Consider the following 18996-nt stretch of genomic DNA (forward strand, 5'->3'; position numbering starts at 1 on the left):
AAGGTCTATTCAGGTGAATTGGCACGGGCTGGTAACATGCTTATGTCAGTTTGAAAAGCCGTAAACGCAATTACTGGCCCTTCAAAGCCTATTCGGACACATAATATTGCAATTGCTGTACCCTTGCCTTGATTGCATCGACGTTGAACGATTCAATATCAAGGCTCGCCAATGTTCCGCGATCCGCACGCCACGCCCCATTGTCAGCTTCCCTCTGGGCATCGCGCCACGCAATCCATTTACGCTGGGATTCACGAATTTTGTCGGCAGATGCCTTGTCGACTCCCACCAGCGCCTTCTTGTAAACGTCGTTCAATTGTTTGTCATAGGCCATATAGGCATTGTGGGTGCACTCAACCATGCCGGCTGTTGTCTGGCCTTCCGGAGCTTCCAGACATTTGTCGAGTTCGGCAGTGACCACATCTTTTTCCTCATCGGCAGATACCGCCATTGCTGGCGCGGCGGCTGCGGCGATCAGTGAAAGCGATAGAAGAGCAACAGACAGTTTCATGATATTTATTCCCGGCATGTGAGTACAAGCGGTGCATAGTGCCGGGAATAATGGGTTTTTCAAGATCGACTGTTACTGCCGCCTTTAAACATCAAACTGGTAGGTGACCGGAACGAAACGGTAGCCTGTTTCCAGCTTCTCTGCATAGCCGACACCCGGGAACGGCATGTGATATCCAATAAAGGGCACCTTATCGGCCGAGATCTTGTCGAACACCCGTTTGCGCGTTTCGGCAGCCATTGCCTTGTCGCCATCGAAACTCACTTCCCATTCAGGACGTTGCAACGATGCCACGTAGTGATTAGCCGTGTCAGCAGTCAGGACAAGGCGTTTACCAGCAGACTCGACATGAAAAATCATGTGCCCCGGTGTATGGCCGTAAGCGGCTTCACTGGTAATTCCGGACACGACCTCATCACCAGCCTTGATAAAGGTGAACTTGTCCGCAAGTGGCTTGACCTTGGCATTGACGGCTTTTGCGTTGTTTTCGGCAGGTGTGCCGGTACGCGCGGCATCTGTCCAGAAGTCGTACTCGATTTGACCGCCGACATAACGAGCATTGGCGAAAGCTGGTGTCTCACCGTTCATGAGACCCCCAATGTGGTCGCCATGCATATGGGTAATAAGCACAACGGTAACCTGATCGGGCGTATAACCCGCCGCCTTCAGATTGTTTTCCAATTGACCCAAGCCATTTTCATGCCCACCAGCGCCAAAGCCTGTGTCAACGAGCACCAATTCGGAACCGGTATTGATCAGCACCGGAATAAAGCCGTTGACGAACTTGGTCTCCGGCAGGAAATTATTGCGCAACAGTTCAGCGACTGTCTCCTGCGTCTGATTGGCTCCGAACGTCGGATGTGGGCCATCGCCTGCACGCAAACCATCAAGCAGTGTCGTTATTTCAAAGTCACCAAGTTTGAAGCGCTTGAAGCCGGGAGATTTGACATCCGACTTTGGCGTTGCAGCTTCAGCGGTGCCCGTAATAATACTTGTTGCTGCCAGCCCACCAGCCATTGCGGTAGAAGCCAAGAACAGATCGCGGCGCGAAATCTCAAATGTCGACATGGATCAATCTCCTTGAGGTGCGGGTTATAACCCTAGGTTGTAACGCGGAAAGGTCGAAAACAAACGCGCCGTCAGATCACTTCTGTTTGATCGGTGCTTGAGCACAGGCAGTGTGAGTGCTATCGCAACGCCCATGAGTTGTTATCCGGCATCGGATGATGCTCTTCTCAAAGCATTGAGAACTGGAATAGATTTTGAACAACCGCATTGTTCCACTCGTCCTCGCCGTCGCCCTTTTCATGGAGCAGATGGACTCGACCGTTATTTCAACATCACTGCCGGCCATTGCAGCGGATATAGGAACGAGCCCGATCGCGCTGAAGCTGGCACTGACAGCATATCTTGTTTCACTTGCGGTTTTCATTCCCGTAAGTGGCTGGATGGCCGACAGGTTCGGCGCAAAAAATGTATTCCGGGCAGCCATTGTCGTGTTTGTATTAGGTTCGATAGCTTGCGCTGTTTCCAATTCGCTACTGGCTTTCGTCGTATCGCGTTTTCTTCAAGGCGTGGGCGGTGCGATGATGACGCCGGTAGGGCGTCTCGTCCTGGTGCGATCTACACCGCGCAACGAACTTGTTGGGGCCATGGCCTGGCTAACAATGCCCGCGCTCATCGGGCCGCTGTTAGGCCCGCCTGTTGGCGGCTTTCTGACAACCTATTTTAGCTGGCACTGGATATTCCTGATCAATGTGCCGATCGGCATAATCGGCATATGGTTTGCCACGCGCTATCTACCCTCCGTGGAAACGCTTGTGCGGAGGCCGCTTGATGTCATCGGATTTTTCCTGAGCGGTATCGCTGCGTCAGGCGTTGTGTTCGGATTGTCCGTGGTGAGTTTGCCTGCACTGCCATCATGGATTGGCTTCACGACACTTGCAGTCGGCATCCTCTCCACCATTCTTTATCTACTGCATGCGCGTAACAAACCTGAGCCCCTGCTTGCGCTCGACCTGTTCAAGAATCAGGTGTTCCGCGCATCTATCGTCGGTGGAAGCCTGTTCCGCATCGGCGTCGGTGCTGTTCCATTCCTGCTGCCGCTGATGTTCCAGATCGGTTTTGGAATGACACCCTTTCAGTCAGGCATGATCACATTCGTTTCTGCGCTTGGCGCAATGAGCATGAAGCTCGTAACAAAATGGTTCTATGCCAAGACCGGCTTTCGCAACTCGCTGATGTATGGCTCTGTTGTTGCGGCTGGCTTCATTGCTGTAAATGGATTGTTCACACCAGCCACGCCCTATTGGCTGATGATCGTTTTGCTGCTCGCAGGCGGCTTTTTCCGTTCGCTGTTCTTTACCGGCACAAACGCATTGGCCTATGCGGATATTCCCAATGAACAAACCAGTCAGGCAACGCCGATCAGCTCCGTAGCGCAGCAGATATCCATTGCGCTTGGCGTGGCAGTCGCAGGTGGCATATTGGAAGTATCGACGAAGCTGCATGGTGGCCCGCTGCAACTATCAGACTTTCACATCGCGTTCTTTATTGTAGCGGCGGTTTCAGGCTTGGCCTGTCTTTCATTCCGGGGCTTGCGGGCTGATGCCGGTGCCGAAGTATCGGGACACCGGCCGCTGATCAAGGCAGCATCGCCCGCAGAATAAGGGTCAGACGTCCCGACCCTTGAAGTCACGAGCCAGCAGATAAAGCTCGACAGATTCCGCACGTGATGCGGGTGGCTTGACGTGATGCACTGATTTGAAATGCTTCTTCAGCAGTACAAGGACCTCATTTTCCGTACCGCCCTGAAAAGTCTTGGTGAGAAAGTGTCCACCCGGACGTAAAACGGACACTGCGAAATCAGCGGCAACCTCGCAAAGATGCGTGGTGCGGATATGATCGGTACGGCGATGTCCGGTTGTTGGGGCAGCCATATCGGACATGACAATGTCCGGTTCACCTCCAAGGGCTTCCATCAGCTTTTGCGGTGCCGTGTCATCCAGAAAGTCCATCTCAAGCAAAGTCACGCCCGGCAATGGATCGATATGAAGATAATCAATGCCAACAACTGTCGGCTGTTCATCGGGTGACCCAACAATCGAGGCGGCAATCTGGCTCCACCCGCCGGGGGCTGCGCCAAGATCGATAATACGCTGGCCCTTTTTCAAAATCTTGTAACGGTCATCGATTTCGATGAGCTTATAGGCAGCGCGTGAGCGATAACCGTCTGCTTTCGAGCGCTGCACATACGGATCATTGATATGACGCTCAAGCCAGCGGCGCGAGGATTCCTTGATCGTCCCTGCCTTCTTCTTGATCTTGGTGTGCAGTCCGCGCGTACCTGTGCCGCCGCGTCCACCTGTGGTCGTCTTAGCCATCTGGGCCCCTGTTTTCCGCGCTACGTCCAGCGTCACGCATAGTCTTGTTTATGCGCTGGGACGAAGCCAGCGATTGCGCCACGCGCCATCGCGCGACATCAGTTCAGTCAAAATACCTTCGCGCAGGCCACGATCAGCAACACGCAACTTCTGGCTGGGCCAAACATTGCGAATTGCATCGAGAATGGCACAGCCTGCCAGCACGAGATCAGCCCGGTCAGCACCAATGCATGGATTTGCAACCCGTTCATCAAAACTCCACGAAAGAAGCCTGCTGGTCATTTCCGTTACATCGTCATTCTGCATCCAGATGCCATCAATCCGCCGGCGATCATAGCGCTCCAGACCGAGATGAATCCCGGCGAGGGTTGTTACCGTTCCGGATGTGCCTAAAAGGTGGAAATTCTGGCTTTTTACGAGATCGCCCAACTTGTGACGCTCTGTGAAATCATTGATCAGTTCCGCAACGTGATCGACCATCACAGCAAAATTGTCAGTCGTCACATCCCGCCCGCCAAAACGTTCGGCAAGGGTGACAACTCCAACGGGCAGCGACGTCCAGGCTATAATGTGCTCTGCCAGCCGAGGTGAGCGGCGTTCGGAAACATCTATCAGGGCTATTTCAGACGAACCGCCACCAATATCGAACAGGACAACCGCATCCGTCTCCCGCTCCACGAGAGTACCGCAGCCGGAGACGGCAAGCCGCGCCTCGGTCTGGCGATTGATGATTTCAAGGTCGAGCCCGGTCTCTTCTTTCACCCGCGCCAGAAACTCTTCACCGTTCGTTGCCTGACGGCAAGCCTCGGTGGCGATCAGTCGTGCACGCCGTACATCGTGACTATCAAGCTTATCGCGGCAGATCTTCAATGCCTCGATGGCACGATTCATCGCATTCTCATTCAGCAGTCCAGTTGCACCGAGCCCCTCTCCAAGGCGCACGATACGCGAGAATGCATCAACAACCCGAAACTGGCCTGGTCTTGTAGGCGAAGCAACCAGAAGACGGCAATTGTTTGTGCCAAGATCCAATGCCGCATACAGACCTGCACCGGCATGCCGGTTTTCTTTGCGTATCGTATCTCGAATGACAGGTTGTGGTGCCACCAAAGGTTGCGCCTGCGCTGCCGCTGCGTTGACTTCAGCGTTCTGCGCCGGCGCTTTATTACCCGAACGTCCACGGCGGCGATAACGATTGGGACGGCGCTTCTTTGCTGATTTGGCAGAAGGGTTGCCAGGCTCTGCAGGAGAGACTGGAGCGGCAGCTGACAAAGCATTTTCAGCCGGAACAGCAGACTGCTTCGACTTGCCGCGCCGCCTGCGACGCGCACGTTTCTTGGGGTTCTGGTCGAAGCGCCGTTCTTCGGAGCCGGACTGGCCGCCCTGTGCATCCTGCACGGTTTTGCCATGTTGTCCGAGCCCGTTTTTGGCAGAATTGCCTGCACCATTTGGCACATTGCTTCCGCCAGACGCCCCATGCGGCGCAGATGATGCGCCCGTTTCGGGGTCTTTCACTGTTTTATCCTTCGAGCGCCGCGCGAACCTTGGAAGGACGCAAAGCAAGGCGCTTTTTAATTAACGTTGGCGATAATGTAACACGGATTGGCGAATATCCAAGAGACGTTTTACCCGCCTAACAGTCTTGGCAATTTGCAAAGAGCCTTTGCACCTGTTCAACCAACCAATTTCTCGATCTCAGCAGGGGTATTTTCCACCGCTTGCCAACCGGTGGACTGCAGCAGTTTTGAACTGGCAACAAGGTTGCCGCTCAAGGTATCCCACCGGCCACGTTGCCCGGTGATACTCGCCAGAGCGTCCATGACCCAAACCGGACATGCGAATAGCAATGAGCGTCGCTTTTTAGCGCGTCGCATGGCACCAACTATCTGGGGCACTGTCACCGGACTGGTATCCGCGACAATGAATGTGCCACCGTTGGTTTTTGGCTGATTGAGACAGTGGATAACAGCATTACAAAGGGATGAGCGATCAACGAGCGAGCGTTTGCCGACGAGCGATCTGAATGGAAGCGGTATGGGCAGGGCCGCCAGTTTCATCAAGGCCGCCATATTACCCTTGACGCCAGCGCCATAAACCAGAACCGGCCGCAGAATGGTGTAGTTCCGGCGTGGCATGACTTCTGCAATCCCGATTTCCGCCTTGAGTTTTGCCCGACCATAATCATCGGTCGGTTTCGGCTCATCGGTTTCAAGGGCAACCCCTTGATGAATACTGGCGCATTGCGCGCGGATTGAGGACATGAACACGAACTTGCCCCGGATTGTCTTATCCGCAGCTCTGGCCAGTTTTACCGGCAGCACGAAGTTCACCGAGTTGTATACCTCGGTAGCATTCTCAAGATTCGCGTGTGCAATTGCTGCCAGATGCACGACATGATCGACGCCTGCGAGTATGGCTTCAAATGCGGCATCTGGTTCATCCGGAGATGGCAAGCGCGCAATTTCGGGCCCATGCCCGGCATTGCTGTCATCCCTCGCCGCAGTGATCACGTCGTATCCGACGGACTTCAACTTTGAGGTGAGTTCAACCCCGACAAAGCCGGTGGCCCCGGTAATCAGAACGGTCTCCGAAGCCATGTTTCTCATCCTCAGTTGAGAACCTCATATCAAGCATCAAGCGCCACCAGCAATAGATGGTCGATGCATTAGTTCAATTTCCTGGCGATTCTTCTGGAACGTAATGAGCCATACTGCGTTCTTCGATGCTTATACGGCTAGGTGAAAGCCGTCATTTGATCCTGAAGATTGACAGATGTTCTGATTGATAATTCACGCATAAGTTGTATTAAACCATTGTCACAATCTTGAGACGAACTCCATGCTCGATAATGATCATCAGCCAGTAAAATTGACTGGATTATTAGTTTTGGCTGCAATCGCTGTAATATTTTTAATTATTGTGTGGTTGATTGGTTCGGCTTTTGTTCAGCCTGAAGACGCACCTGCATTACAAAGCTGGAACAAGTTTGACGTTATTCGCGTTGTTGTACGCTGAACGCTCCGCATCGGATTAGATTTCTCTATCGTGTCGTCGCGGATAGTCAGGAGGTCGAAATGTACTCAAGAGCAGCGAACTTCTGGTTCAATTTTGCAATATTTGCAGTGTTTATAACGCTTCTTCTTATGCTTAATCCGTAAGTTACCCCGAATTGAACCGATCAGACATCGAGAGTTGAATGGTGCAGGCTGGACAGATCATTATCTTGAACGGTGCACCACGCTCAGGCAAATCATCCATTGTAAAAGCCATACAGGAAAGTTTCGATGGCATATGGATGAATCTGGGCGTGGACAATTACTCTGCAATTACTCCTGAAGCGCTGAGGCCGGGAATAGGACTTCGCCCGGGCGGTGAACGCCAGGATATCGAGCCAATCATCCCGGGGATGTATGCCGCGCTATACGAATCCATTGCTGCACATAGCCGTCTGGGGTTTAATGTCGTTGCTGATTTCGGGCATCATGACGCCTATGCGCAGCCCCGACATATTCTGGCCGACTGTGCCCCCCGACTCCTAGACCTGCCCGTCATGTTCGTCGGGATACACTGCCCTATCGAAATCATCATGGAGCGGCGCAATGCAGGCCACCCCGGTCGCGAAGGTCTTTATGCGATGGGATCGGCCAATGAAGAAATTCCGGAGCCAGTCGCCCGATGGCAGAAGGAAGTGCACAAATCGCTCATTTATGATTTCGAGATCGATACTTCGACCGCAAGTCCGGCTGAATGCGCAAAACGCATAGGGCAAGCGCTTGCGGAACAGGGAAACAGGCCATCAGCATTTGAAAAAATGAGTTTTAGCAGAGCTGCAAGCTGATTATTGATGGGCAGGCTACAGAGCCCGTGACAGGCTGGAATTTAACCTTTAAGGTCGTGGCGTAATCGTAAATCGTCTTTTGGCCAGGCTTGGCTTTTCGCGGCGTCAGAGGTTTCGGCCGCCAATTCACTCCAAACGACCGATTCCGTGAAGTATCCTGTTACAACCGGTAGGAGGCACCATGGCCAAGGGTCAGCAACGCAGCAACAAAGAAACGCGCAAGCCGAAGAAGGAAAAAGTAGTCGCCAAGGCAGACGCTCCTTTCAGCTCAATGATGAAAAAGGCAGAGGCAACCACACCCAAGGGTAAGCCGAAAGCCTGATTTTTATATATGCCGGGCGATGCAAGACACACCCATCGCCCGGCAAGTTCTCATTTTTCAATACAAGAACAAAAAGAGAACAAAATCCTTTTCAAATATGTTTGGTTGTGGCAGTATTTTTGAAAAGGAGATTCCAGATGAATGCGATCCTGAGACAACCGGAAGACGAAATTGATGAGGCGCTCGCCTATCATCAGGGTGATGCCAGAGCCACAGTCGCAGCCCTTCTTGCCGAGCGCGACTTCCTTTTGCGCGAGATCGAATACGCAACTCTCGCGATGTCTTACGGCTTTGCCCGGGGGTGGAAGCCCGCCGGCGAAAAGATTGCGCGATAGACTTGGCGACCTTCGCGTGTCATGATTGTAAGCTAACAATGTGAGACACGATGAAACATAGCCCAAAACAACTGCCGGAAGTCGGCGTGCGCCCAAAGCGGGTGCTTAGCCCCTCGGAGCAGAAAAGTCTGGCTACTACAGCCGCTGCCTCCGCCATCATCAATGACGAGACCAATAAGTGGGAAAGCAAGACTGCACGCTTGAAGGCGCTTCGTCTTGCGAAAGAGGCTGCTGACGAGGCAGAGCTTGCGGCACAGCCGCCAAAGGCCGCATCAAAATCCAAAGCAAAGACGCCTCGGACGACAAAAACCAAGTAACTATACTGTCGAAGTGAGCAAGACAGAGGCTGACGCGCTGTATTTATGATTTTCTGTATTCAGAATTCAGGAAATAGTATTCAGTTAAAATCGCGTCGCTCTGATTGATATATTACGCTTGGGAAAGTCTTTGTATTTATTTCTGACGGCCTGCATTGACGAAACAGGTGCTTCGCCTTATATGTCTGGTATCGGTATTTGGTAGTTAGTTAATAGTTTTATTGCGTCACAGGCGCTCTGAAAGATCCTTCTTCAAAAATCGAGCTAAAAACTGCATGGCGCGTCGTGCCCTGTATTAAAATATTTCCATTGAAAGGGTTCATCATGAGCACTGGAACAGTAAAGTGGTTCAATTCCACAAAGGGCTTCGGCTTCATTCAACCTGATGACGGTTCGGCAGACGTGTTCGTTCACATCTCCGCAGTTGAGCGCGCTGGTTTGCGCAGCCTCAATGACGGTCAGAAGATCACATTCGAATTGGTCCGTGACAACAAGTCCGGCAAGATGACTGCTGATCAGCTTCAGGCTGGTTGATTATAATTCGTCTTCGCGGTCTTTGACCACGGATGTACTGGCACTGATAGCAAAGACGAGTTTGAGAAGGTCGGGTTTTCCCGGCCTTTTATTTTGCCCGAATTCTGGACTCGAATATCCATCTTTGGCGATACACCAACCTCGTGTCAGTAATTCTCTCTGGACGATACGATTTATGGGTGGGTGGCTGGATAACGCCTACACGCTTGTGGCGCGAGATCGTGCTGGCAAATCTGGAAAAGCTGTAATTCCTTGCCATTTCCACGACATTTCAGCGCAACGATCAAGAAACCACTGGAAAGACCGGCGCTGAAATCACACAGTATGATTCGGTTTTGGCAGGCCTTTGTTGATGGTCTGCGGTTCGAAGGAGTACCCGTTCATGAAAGTTCTTGTCCTTGGCAGTGGCGTCGTCGGTGTCACATCAGCGTGGTATCTTGCGCAGGCAGGACATGAAGTCGTGGTGGTCGACCGCCAGCCCGGACCTGCACGGGAAACCAGCTTTGCCAATGCTGGCGAAATTTCTCCAGGATATTCTTCGCCTTGGGCAGGTCCCGGCGTTCCAATAAAAGCCATCAAATGGATGCTGATGCATTTCGGACCGCTCGTCGTCAGGCCGAAGTTCGATCCCTACATGGCACTGTGGCTGGTAAAGATGCTGCGTAATTGCACATCCGCACGCTATGCCCGCAACAAGGCCCGCATGGTGCCTATCGCGGAATATAGTCGCGACAGTTTGAAAGCCCTGCGCGGAGAGACTGGCATTGCATATGAAGAACGCACGCAAGGCACGTTGCAGCTTTTCCGCACCCAGAGCCAATATGACGGCACAGGCGGCGATATTGACGTCCTGAAGCAGTTCGGCGTGCCCTACAATCTGCTCGACCCAGAAGGCTGCATAGCGGCCGAACCGGCGCTGGCCAATGTGCGCGGAAAATTTGTCGGCGGTTTGCAACTGCCGGGCGATGAAACCGGCGACTGCCAGATGTTTACCGAAAAGCTTGCAGCACTATGTGCCGAAGCTGGCGTAACGTTCCGCTACAACACCACCATTACGTCGATCAACACAAGCACGAACAAGATCGCCAGCGTTTCAACGGAAACGGAAGAGCTGACCGCTGATGCCTATGTAATGGCATTCGGCAGCTATTCGCCATTCCTTTTGCGGCGGATCGGCGTCCACATTCCTGTCTATCCGGTAAAAGGTTATTCCATCACTGTTCCGATTACCGATCCGGAGGGTGCTCCGGTTTCTACCGTCATGGATGAAAGCTACAAGGTTGCGATCACCCGCCTTGGCGACCGTATTCGTGTTGGCGGCACCGCAGAGATTTCCGGTTACGACCTGACATTGCGTGAAGCGCGGCGCGGAACACTGGCCCACTCTGTCGGCGATCTCTTCCCCAAGGGCGGCGATATTTCAAAAGCGAGTTTCTGGACCGGCCTGCGCCCGATGACTCCAGATGGCCCACCCATCATTGGTGGCGGGACAAAATATTCCAATCTCTATCTCAATACCGGTCACGGAACATTGGGGTGGACAATGGCATGCGGATCCGGCCGTGTTCTCGCCGATCTTGTCTCGGGTAAATCGCCGGATGTCGATGCTTCGCCGCTCAACATCAGTCGATATGTATGAGGCCAGAAACAACTAAGTGCTTTAAAACATTACAAATTGTTTAGGTTTGCGTTCAGTTTTCGTTCATTTCCCGAGGCATACAACCATTGCGTGTCTGAATAATCATGGTCTTCCCCCAAGCCATGCAGCTCACGAGGAAACGAAAATGAAAAAGATCGCTCTGGCAGCAATTGCCATATCACTCCTGGCCACCCCAGCCGCTTTTGCTCAGCAACGGCACGATCAGGGTCGCCACTACGACCAGAAGCGGGAACATGTCGTTAAGAAGCGCATCGTTACCAAGAAGGTTGTGGTCAAGAAAACCCGCTGGTCTCGCGGCCATGCATTGCCTTCAAACTACCGCCGCAACGTGGTGCGCGACTATAATCGCTATCACCTGCGCACGCCGCCACGTGGATATCACTGGGTTAGAGCAGACGATAATTATGTGCTGATCGGCATTACGTCCGGGATCATCTCAGCGCTGGTTCAGGCGCGATAATCACAAAACAGAAAAGCGGCGGCCTCCAGCGCCGCTTTTCCTAATCTATGAATACGCGAACCGTTGCGGCTCGACCGATGGAATCAATCACAGTCAATGTTGAATAACCTCCTCCATCTGGCGTCCATTGATTGACACGCCGTCGCGACATATCCGGTAAAGGCTTGCCGTTGGCGAGCCAGCGAAACGGCGCTCTACCCCCCTGCAATTTCAACACAAGCGGATTGATTGCGCTGCCTGATTTCGCGCCAAGATCAACCCGTGCTCCTTCCGGCGGATATACTATCTGTGGGGCGGGCTCACGCGTCGTGGACGCCAAGAGACCGCTTGGCGTCATGGAAAAGCGGCGCTGGCTTATGGGCAACTCTGCCTGCGCAATTCGCACGGCCCCGGCCGGAGCACGCGGCAATGGCGTTATTGCAATGCCGGATTTTGCAAAGCCTTCAAACAGTATTGGCGCTGCGGAGCCAAAGCCGGTTATGCCGGGAACAGCGCTATTATCCGGTCGTCCGACCCAGACACCCAAAACATAGGCGCCATCAAAGCCGACAGACCATGCGTCGCGGTAGCCATAGCTTGTACCGGTTTTGTAGGCGATGCCACGCTGACCAGCGCCAAGAGGTGGCATAACGCCAGACAGGATATCGGCAATGTGCCAGGCGGCCACTGGTTCGAGCAATGGCTCACCCTCGATCACCGCCGGCTTCTCCCGAATACCATCACCTAAAAGAACCGGCCTGCCCTGATTGGCCAAAGCGGCATAGAGTTGGACAAGATCTTTCAGCGTTGTACCGACACCACCAAGACCAATTGCCAATCCGGGCGCTTCATTGACAGGTAACACGGGCCGCACCTCGGCACGTCGGAAACGAACCATCAAACGTGTCGGGCCCACCACGTCAAGCAGGCGCACAGCCGGAACATTCAGCGACAATTGCAGTGCCTGCCTGACACTGACATCACCCTGATAGCTCATATCGAAATTGCGAGGCCTGTATCCGAAAAAGTCTGTCGGACGATCCTCGATCATGGTTTCCTGACTGACCAGACCATCCTCAAAGGCAAGCCCGTAAATGAAGGGCTTCAATGTGGAACCCGGCGAACGGTTGATGCGGGTCATGTCGATCCATCCGGAACGGCTCGCATCAAAATAGTCGGCAGAGCCAACTTCGCCGACGATCTCGCCGGTCCGCGCATCGGCCATGACCATGGCTATCGAAAGTTTTGGCCCGAGCTTTGTTGCTGCATCACGCGCAACCGTCTCAAGCCCCTGCTGAATCTTTCGGCGCAGTGTGGTCTGGTGGCGTTTGACTTGCGGTTCTTTTCGTAATGCCGCCTCAGCGAGATGTGCGGCTAACGCCGGCAGCTGTAACCGGCGGGACGAAACAGCAATGAGGCTGGCGCGTTCCGCCTCGCCCTCGCCCACGATCTTTTCAACTGCCATACGTTTCAGAACACGGTCGCGTGCATTGGCAGCGGCAGCAGCATTACGATCTGGACGGCGTTTTTCAGGCAGTTGCGGCAAGGCAACCAAAAGCGCGGCTTCAGAAACCGTGAGCCGTCGTGGTTCCTTTCCGAAGTAACTGAGGCTTGCCGCACGCACGCCTTCAAGGTTACCACCATAAGGCGCACGGCTGAGATAAAGATCGAGAATCTCCGACTTGCTCAGTCGGCGCTCAATCTGCAATGCACGCAAGACCTGCTGGAACTTTGCAGTCAGTGACCGGCCTTCACGCGGCTCGATGAGGCGGGCCACCTGCATGGACAGTGTAGAAGCGCCGGACACGATACGGCCATGAGTTACAAGCTGATAGGCGGCCCGGCCCAAGGCCAATGGATCTACACCACGATGATCCCAAAAACGCTGATCTTCATAGGCAATCAGCATGCGGACAAATTGCGGATCGACATCTTTCGTGGTTGTGCCCAGCCGCCAGCGGCCTTCGGCAGTAGCGAAAGCGCGAAGCAACTGACCATCTGCGTCAAGAACTTCAGTCGAAACTTCGCGTGCTTTTTCCAGAGGCGGCGGAAAAGCGTGATCCGCCGCATCAAGGCCAAAAGCCATTACGGTGGCCAATACGAGATTGGCCGAGACGCCGATGCAAAATGTCCGCCAAGTGAACATTATTGTGCTTCGACGACCTCCATACGGCCTGACGCGGTGCGAGCCGAGAACTGTGGACGATACATGTCCTCCACACTGGCCGCAGGATGGCTATAATTGCCCGGTGTCACTGCGCGGACCACATAAGCCAACGTAATCTCGCTATTGTCACTGGGAACGCGATCAAAGGCAGCGACAAACCTGTCGCTGCGGAACTCGGTATGAGCCGCCTCAACTTCACCTATCCAGTCAAAATTGGTCAGGCTCGCACTATTGACCAATCCGGGATTGTCGATTTCAAAACCGGCTGGAAGCAAGTCGGTTACCAGAATGCGCGAGGGCCATCTATTGTTCTCGGTAACTTTCAGAACAACAACGTAGCGCTCATTCTGCTTGGCTTCGCTGACATTGGCCTCAGTGCCATCGAGCGTATAGTAGGTCCGCTGAATGTTGAACCCATCGCCGCCTGCAGGCAGAGGCTGAGATGGCGCCGCAACTGTTGTCACAACCGCAGCAACCGGTGCAGAACTGGTGTTCGTAACCGTTATGGGCGATGCCAGAAGCTCATCACCAGTAATCCGCGACGTGTAGCCGCCTGTATGGGCAGTGCCGTTGATATCCAGCCTCAGATCGCTGTCGCCATCTTGAATGGCACGTGCGGCCAGCAGCATCCATGTCTGCTCCTGTGTGCTGGTATAGCGTTTGCTTTCCCACTGATCCGCAACGATTTTCGAAAGCTGTGGAATGATTGCAGGAACCGGACGGCTCTCTGCCGCCAAGGCCAGCACTGCGGCCCCATCGCGCAGTGATGAACCGTAGTCCGAGCGCGAAAGGCTGACATTGCTCAACAGCGATGTCTGGCCGACAATGCTGGTGAAGATGCTTTGTGAACGCTGACCGTCGCCATAGAGCGAAAGTGCAGCCGCAATATGCGCTTTCGCCAGAGGCGTCGGGAACTCAGACAGCATCGTATCGGCATAGTAACGCAGGTCGCTGATTGCGGCCTTGCGATTACGTGCCAGCACATAGAGCGCATAGGCAATCTCATTACCCTGATCCTTGATATTAACATCATAGCTCAGCGAATTCTGAAGATTATCCAGCGCCTGTACCAGTGCCTGTTCCGGCACTTCATATTTCTGTTCGCGTGCACGGGTGAGGAAGTCGGTGACATAGGCGTCGAGCCAAAGATCGCCGGAACCCGGACCCCACAAGCCAAAGCTGCCCGACGAAGACTGATAGGCGAGAACACGATAAATCGCCTCCTGCACGCGCTTCTGCACTTCGCCGTCTTCACCCATGCCTGACTTTTTTGCCAGTTCACTCATATAGAGCAGCGGCAAAGCCCGGCTGGTGGTCTGCTCGGCGCACCCGTATGGGTAACGATCCAGAGTCATGAGGATGGCAGGAATATCGAATGCTGCCGATCTTGTAACATTGAGACTGATTGAAGCGCCTTCAAGAATATTACCGGCAAGCAGTTCGCCATCAACCTTGACGCTCGCATTCGGTGCAAGCTTGATGGGCTTGCGAACAGTCATTGGCAAGGTTGCAGGGCGAACAGGCAGATTAAGCGTTTGTTCGAGCGAGAGTCCTGCAGTGTTTGACAGTTTTACTGAAACAATGCCGTCACCCGGGTGAATGCCGACAAGCGGCAGGGTAAGATCGAATTTTCCGCCAGCGGTCAGGTTGATCGCCTGTGATGCTCCTGGTTGCTCCACTTGAACAGCAGGGTTACTCGTGACCTGTACCTGATACTCGCCAGCCGGTGCATCCGTATTTGCGATATCCAATCGCAGGGAAGCCCTGTCGCCGGGGGTAAGGAATTTCGGCAAGCTGGCCGTGACAACGACAGGGTCGCGAATGATCACATCCGAAGTAGCATGACCTACGCCAGACTTGGACCAAGCAACCGCCATGACGCGTGCCGTGCCATTAAATTGCGGAATGTCAAAGCTGACATTGGCCTTACCTTCCGCATCCAGCTTTACCGGACCGGAGAAGAAAGCGACGAGTTTTTCGGTCGGCGGATTGCCCTGCACAGGCATCTGCGCGCCGTCACCACCTGTCCGCAGCTTGCCGGTTGCGCCCTGCGAGCCGTCAATCAGACGCCCGTAAAGATCACGAATTTCAAGACCAAGCTGACGCTGACCAAAGTACCACGTATCGGGGTCTGGAGCTTCGTAGCGCGTCAGATTGAGGATACCGACATCGACTGCGGCAACCGTAACGAAAGCGTTCTCATTCGCGCCCGCACCGGTAACCTGCAAGGCGACATTCAGTTGCTGTCGGGGCTCAGTCTTCTGCGGTGTATCGAGCTTGACGGCGAGCTTGCGATCTCCGGGATTCACATTAAGCCATTTGATGCCGATAGCACGCATAGGCATATGGGATTCCTGCGCATCGCCCGGACGGAACAAAGTCGCCGTGACATAAGCGCCTGCACCCCACTCAGCCGTAACTGGAATATCAACCTCACCACCTTCGGCACCAATGCTGGCCTTTGCCGTCGTCAAAAGACTTTCAGCGCCGACCGTAACCAAAAGCTCGCCAGCAAACCGCGAGGAAACCTTAAGCTTAGCGATGTCGCCGGGAGCATATTGCTCCTTATCCAGCGCAATTTCCAAGCCGTCAGGCGTTTCAGTAGAAGTCGCTTCAACATAGTAGCCAGCATCGAACTCGACGCTTGATGTCGGACCATCAGCAGCGGCAGTTTCAACTTCCAGCCGGAAGCGCCCCCAAGTGACCGGAACCGAGATGGCACCACCATCGGTCGTAACGTCGACGGTGCCATTGGCAACCTGCTTGGTAGACAGGATAGGCTCGTATTTCCACGAGCTGCCATCGCGGTACCACTGGTAGTTCCGCTCGACGCTCAGCAACTTCCATGAAAGGCCTTGCGTGGCCTGTTTCTGACCGTTCGCATCAAGAGCAATAACATTGAACTTGCCGATGGAATTCTCGCCAAGATCACCGGAAAACTCCGGCTTGATGCCAATCATAGAGCTTTCAGACTTGATAGGCAGCGTCAATGAACGTTCGACAGCGCGGCCGCCCGCTTCTTTCAAGCGCACAACGACATTTGCATTCAGCAATTGTGTCGTTGAAGGCGCATCCGCAACGGTTACATCAAACGTCGCCTTGCCCTCATCGTCCAATGCATCTGCTGCCTCAATCGGAACAGAGGTGGGTTCGCTTACCTGCTCATCCGCCAGACCGAAGAAATAGCCTTTGAAATCGTCCCGTTCCCGCGTTGGCTTGATGACCACATCGCCTTCGGCAAACAGACCTGCTGCCGGCGCGCCATAAAGATATCGCCCGTCAATCGTCACCTGTGCAGGCTTTCCAATCTCCAGCGATTTGGCTTCGGTTGTCAGATCAAACTCGATCCTGTCCGGCACAAAATCTTCAACCATGAACTGCTTTTCAGCAATCGACGAACCCTTGGGATCAGTAAATATCTGCATGATCCAGGTGCCACGCATGGCATTGGCCTGCAATTCAAGATCGAGATTATGACCACCGAGAGTCTCGCCATCACTGACCATGCGGCGGTCTTCGACACCATCGGGACGCCTGAATATGAAAGTAAGCGGCAATTTCTCGATAGCATTGGCGGCGTTGTCACGCGCGAGTGCCGAAACGTGGACCGTCTCGCCTGCACGGTAAATGCCGCGCTCTGTCCATGCCAGAATATCAATGGCACCGGGCGCAGCGCGTCCGGTGACACCGCGATCCGAAAGATCGAAACCGGCGCGAGTCATGTCAAGAAACACATAATCCGCGTCACCATTCTTGGCAGTAATAACAGCCGGAACCATTGCCGCAGTTCCACGCATCAAGCCTGCGCTGAATGTTGCGCGACCATCCGTATCGGTAACGGCTGTTCCGAGGATTTCATTGTTCTTGGCAAGAAGCTGCAGCTCAACGCCGATAAGTGGTTGAGCGCTGGCCAGAGAGCGCACAAAAACATTGAGGCCATCCGTACCTGTGTAGGTAGACAAGCCAATGTCGGAGACAACAAACCATTGGGTTGCCTGTGTTGCCCAGTCATCCTGTTTTGACTCAGCCGATACAGCGGTCAAGACGTAGACGCCGGGCTTGCGCTGCGGCAGAGCCTCATCCACCGGGAAGCTGGTAACAACATCCTTGTTGAGGTCGGGCTGAATATCAATCGTGCCTTCCCAAACGGCCTCACCGGCTTCGTCCTGAAGCTGCTGCGCGCTGTAACCTTCTAGTTGTGTGAGGAATTGTGATCTTGCAAGCAAAGGGGCAATGCCACGATCGCCAATGCGGTAGAGTTTCAGCTTGGCGCTTCCGGTATTGACCGAAACGATTGGAATACCGCGACGCGCTGTGCTTGGCAAAACAAAACTGTCGCCGGTAAAGCGAACCATCGCCGAGCGATCCTTGACGTAAATATCAAGGTCGACCTGCCCTTCAAGAGATTCACCAACGGATGAAGGAAGCCCTGCACGCAGGGCAACCTTGTAGCGCTCACCATGCGTCAAGCCTTCAACGCAAATCTCGCTGGCCTTGGCTTCAACGCTCTTGGCCGGTGCACCATTCAACGTAACGAAAGGCGTGTAATCCGTGCCCATTTTCACCAATGGTTCAGAAAACTGAACGCAGGCGCGCGCTGTAGCGCTGTCGGCATCAATCGTATGGTTGATGACACGGAAGCCCTGACGCCCTTTCAAGTCATTGTAAGCGGCGCGAACCGTCTTTGCTTCGACGATTTCGAGGCTAGCCTTGTAGGCATTGATGGCTGCCCGGTAATTCTGTGCAATCTCAAGGGATGTTCCGAGGACGGATAGCGCTTCAGCACGGCTTTGTGTGGTGCGGGACAATTGATAGGCGTTGAACGCCGCCAAGGCGGACTGGCCACCCCTGTAACTGTCATTTCCTATGTTTCCGGCCTTGGCCAATTCCAGCCAAACATCACCATTGCCGGGTGCGATTGCCAGTGCGGCCATATAGCTGGCAATCGCCGGTGTTACTGATCCGTTAGATGCTTCATTTCTCGCCATACCAAGCAGCTTGTCAAAGCCGAGCATCTTATCCGATTCACTTGCGCGGAGATTGGATTTGACCTCGCGCGCATCAATAATGAACTGGTCCGATACGAATTGCACTTTTGGGGCAGCACCAATATCTGGCTCGACGGAAGTCTCAACCACCTTTCCGGCAAACACCCCCGGAAAACTCTTCAGCTCTTTGAAATCGGACTTGAGGAAGCACCATTTCACCTTGGGGTTGTAGGTGAATGCCTTACAGGCCTGATCTGCAAGGCAGACAGTCTCGCACTGATCCAGCGTGACATCTTCTTCGGTGCGCAGATCGAAACCGAAATAATCGCTATCCTTTGTCGTCACGATATCGCGGTTAATTTCCGCAGCTCCCACCGGTAAAACGGCGGTAAAGAATGTGAGGAGAAGAGCAAGAAGCCCAAACCTTGCGCGCATAGACATATCGTCCTCCCAACGCCACTGCTGATCCTGATGGAGGGCACTCTTTAAACTTCATCATGAC

At 53.8% G+C, this 18996-nt stretch carries 16 protein-coding genes; 9 read left to right on the forward strand and 7 right to left on the reverse strand.

The window, feature by feature from the left end:
* Positions 1 to 88: 88 nt before the first annotated feature.
* Both PMI41_RS12875 and PMI41_RS12880 read right to left on the reverse strand, forming a co-directional pair.
* Positions 89 to 511 carry a lysozyme inhibitor LprI family protein gene (locus tag PMI41_RS12875; RefSeq protein ID WP_008125410.1) on the reverse strand — a complete coding sequence of 141 codons (423 nt, stop codon included), beginning with the start codon at positions 509 to 511 and terminating at the stop codon, positions 89 to 91.
* Between the two features lie 84 nt (positions 512 to 595).
* Positions 596 to 1579: an MBL fold metallo-hydrolase gene (locus PMI41_RS12880; protein WP_008125412.1), complete on the reverse strand. Its 984-nt coding sequence runs from the start codon at positions 1577 to 1579 to the stop codon at positions 596 to 598.
* Between the two features lie 239 nt (positions 1580 to 1818).
* Between PMI41_RS12880 and PMI41_RS12885 the strand changes: the two genes are divergently transcribed.
* Positions 1819 to 3180, forward strand: a complete 1362-nt coding sequence (locus PMI41_RS12885; protein ID WP_052025896.1) for an MFS transporter — start codon at positions 1819 to 1821, stop codon at positions 3178 to 3180.
* A 3-nt stretch (positions 3181 to 3183) separates the two neighbouring features.
* On the opposite strand, the gene PMI41_RS12890 is transcribed toward PMI41_RS12885, so the two are convergent.
* The 3 genes from PMI41_RS12890 to PMI41_RS12900 all read right to left on the reverse strand — a co-directional run bounded on the left by PMI41_RS12890 (position 3184) and on the right by PMI41_RS12900 (position 6491).
* A complete protein-coding gene (locus PMI41_RS12890; protein ID WP_008125416.1) occupies positions 3184 to 3894 on the reverse strand; it encodes an RlmE family RNA methyltransferase in 711 nt (236 codons plus the stop codon).
* 48 nt (positions 3895 to 3942) lie between these two features.
* A complete protein-coding gene (locus tag PMI41_RS12895; RefSeq protein WP_008125419.1) occupies positions 3943 to 5409 on the reverse strand; it encodes a Ppx/GppA phosphatase family protein in 1467 nt (488 codons plus the stop codon).
* 158 nt (positions 5410 to 5567) lie between these two features.
* On the reverse strand, positions 5568 to 6491 hold the full coding sequence (locus PMI41_RS12900; RefSeq protein WP_008125421.1) for an NAD-dependent epimerase/dehydratase family protein: 924 nt from the start codon (positions 6489 to 6491) through the stop codon (positions 5568 to 5570).
* Between the two features lie 241 nt (positions 6492 to 6732).
* Between PMI41_RS12900 and PMI41_RS25060 the strand changes: the two genes are divergently transcribed.
* From PMI41_RS25060 to PMI41_RS12930, 8 genes are all read left to right on the forward strand, one after another.
* Entirely contained in the window at positions 6733 to 6909 is a 177-nt protein-coding gene (locus PMI41_RS25060; protein ID WP_008125423.1) for a hypothetical protein, read from the forward strand.
* Between the two features lie 181 nt (positions 6910 to 7090).
* Positions 7091 to 7732 carry a chloramphenicol phosphotransferase gene (locus tag PMI41_RS12905; RefSeq protein ID WP_008125426.1) on the forward strand — a complete coding sequence of 214 codons (642 nt, stop codon included), beginning with the start codon at positions 7091 to 7093 and terminating at the stop codon, positions 7730 to 7732.
* Between the two features lie 181 nt (positions 7733 to 7913).
* Positions 7914 to 8054, forward strand: coding sequence for a hypothetical protein (locus PMI41_RS25250; protein ID WP_008125428.1), 141 nt, complete (start codon positions 7914 to 7916; stop codon positions 8052 to 8054).
* A 137-nt stretch (positions 8055 to 8191) separates the two neighbouring features.
* A complete protein-coding gene (locus PMI41_RS12910) occupies positions 8192 to 8389 on the forward strand; it encodes a hypothetical protein (RefSeq protein ID WP_008125430.1) in 198 nt (65 codons plus the stop codon).
* A gap of 50 nt (positions 8390 to 8439) precedes the next feature.
* Positions 8440 to 8706: a hypothetical protein gene (locus PMI41_RS12915; protein ID WP_008125432.1), complete on the forward strand. Its 267-nt coding sequence runs from the start codon at positions 8440 to 8442 to the stop codon at positions 8704 to 8706.
* A 324-nt stretch (positions 8707 to 9030) separates the two neighbouring features.
* Complete coding sequence (locus tag PMI41_RS12920) at positions 9031 to 9240, forward strand: cold-shock protein (protein WP_008125434.1); 210 nt, start codon at positions 9031 to 9033, stop codon at positions 9238 to 9240.
* 382 nt (positions 9241 to 9622) lie between these two features.
* A complete protein-coding gene (locus PMI41_RS12925) occupies positions 9623 to 10879 on the forward strand; it encodes a D-amino acid dehydrogenase (RefSeq protein ID WP_008125436.1) in 1257 nt (418 codons plus the stop codon).
* A gap of 145 nt (positions 10880 to 11024) precedes the next feature.
* Positions 11025 to 11360, forward strand: coding sequence for an RcnB family protein (locus PMI41_RS12930; RefSeq protein ID WP_008125437.1), 336 nt, complete (start codon positions 11025 to 11027; stop codon positions 11358 to 11360).
* Between the two features lie 40 nt (positions 11361 to 11400).
* Here PMI41_RS12930 and pbpC read toward each other — a convergent pair whose 3' ends face one another.
* Together pbpC and PMI41_RS12940 are read right to left on the reverse strand one after the other, a co-directional pair.
* Positions 11401 to 13485, reverse strand: a complete 2085-nt coding sequence (pbpC, locus tag PMI41_RS12935; RefSeq protein ID WP_008125439.1) for a penicillin-binding protein 1C — start codon at positions 13483 to 13485, stop codon at positions 11401 to 11403.
* Positions 13485 to 18929: an alpha-2-macroglobulin family protein gene (locus PMI41_RS12940; RefSeq protein ID WP_040854825.1), complete on the reverse strand. Its 5445-nt coding sequence runs from the start codon at positions 18927 to 18929 to the stop codon at positions 13485 to 13487. The genes pbpC and PMI41_RS12940 overlap by 1 nt, the downstream gene beginning before the upstream one ends.
* Positions 18930 to 18996 lie beyond the last annotated feature (67 nt).

This window comes from Phyllobacterium sp. YR531, assembly GCF_000282595.1.
GTDB lineage: Bacteria > Pseudomonadota > Alphaproteobacteria > Rhizobiales > Rhizobiaceae > Phyllobacterium.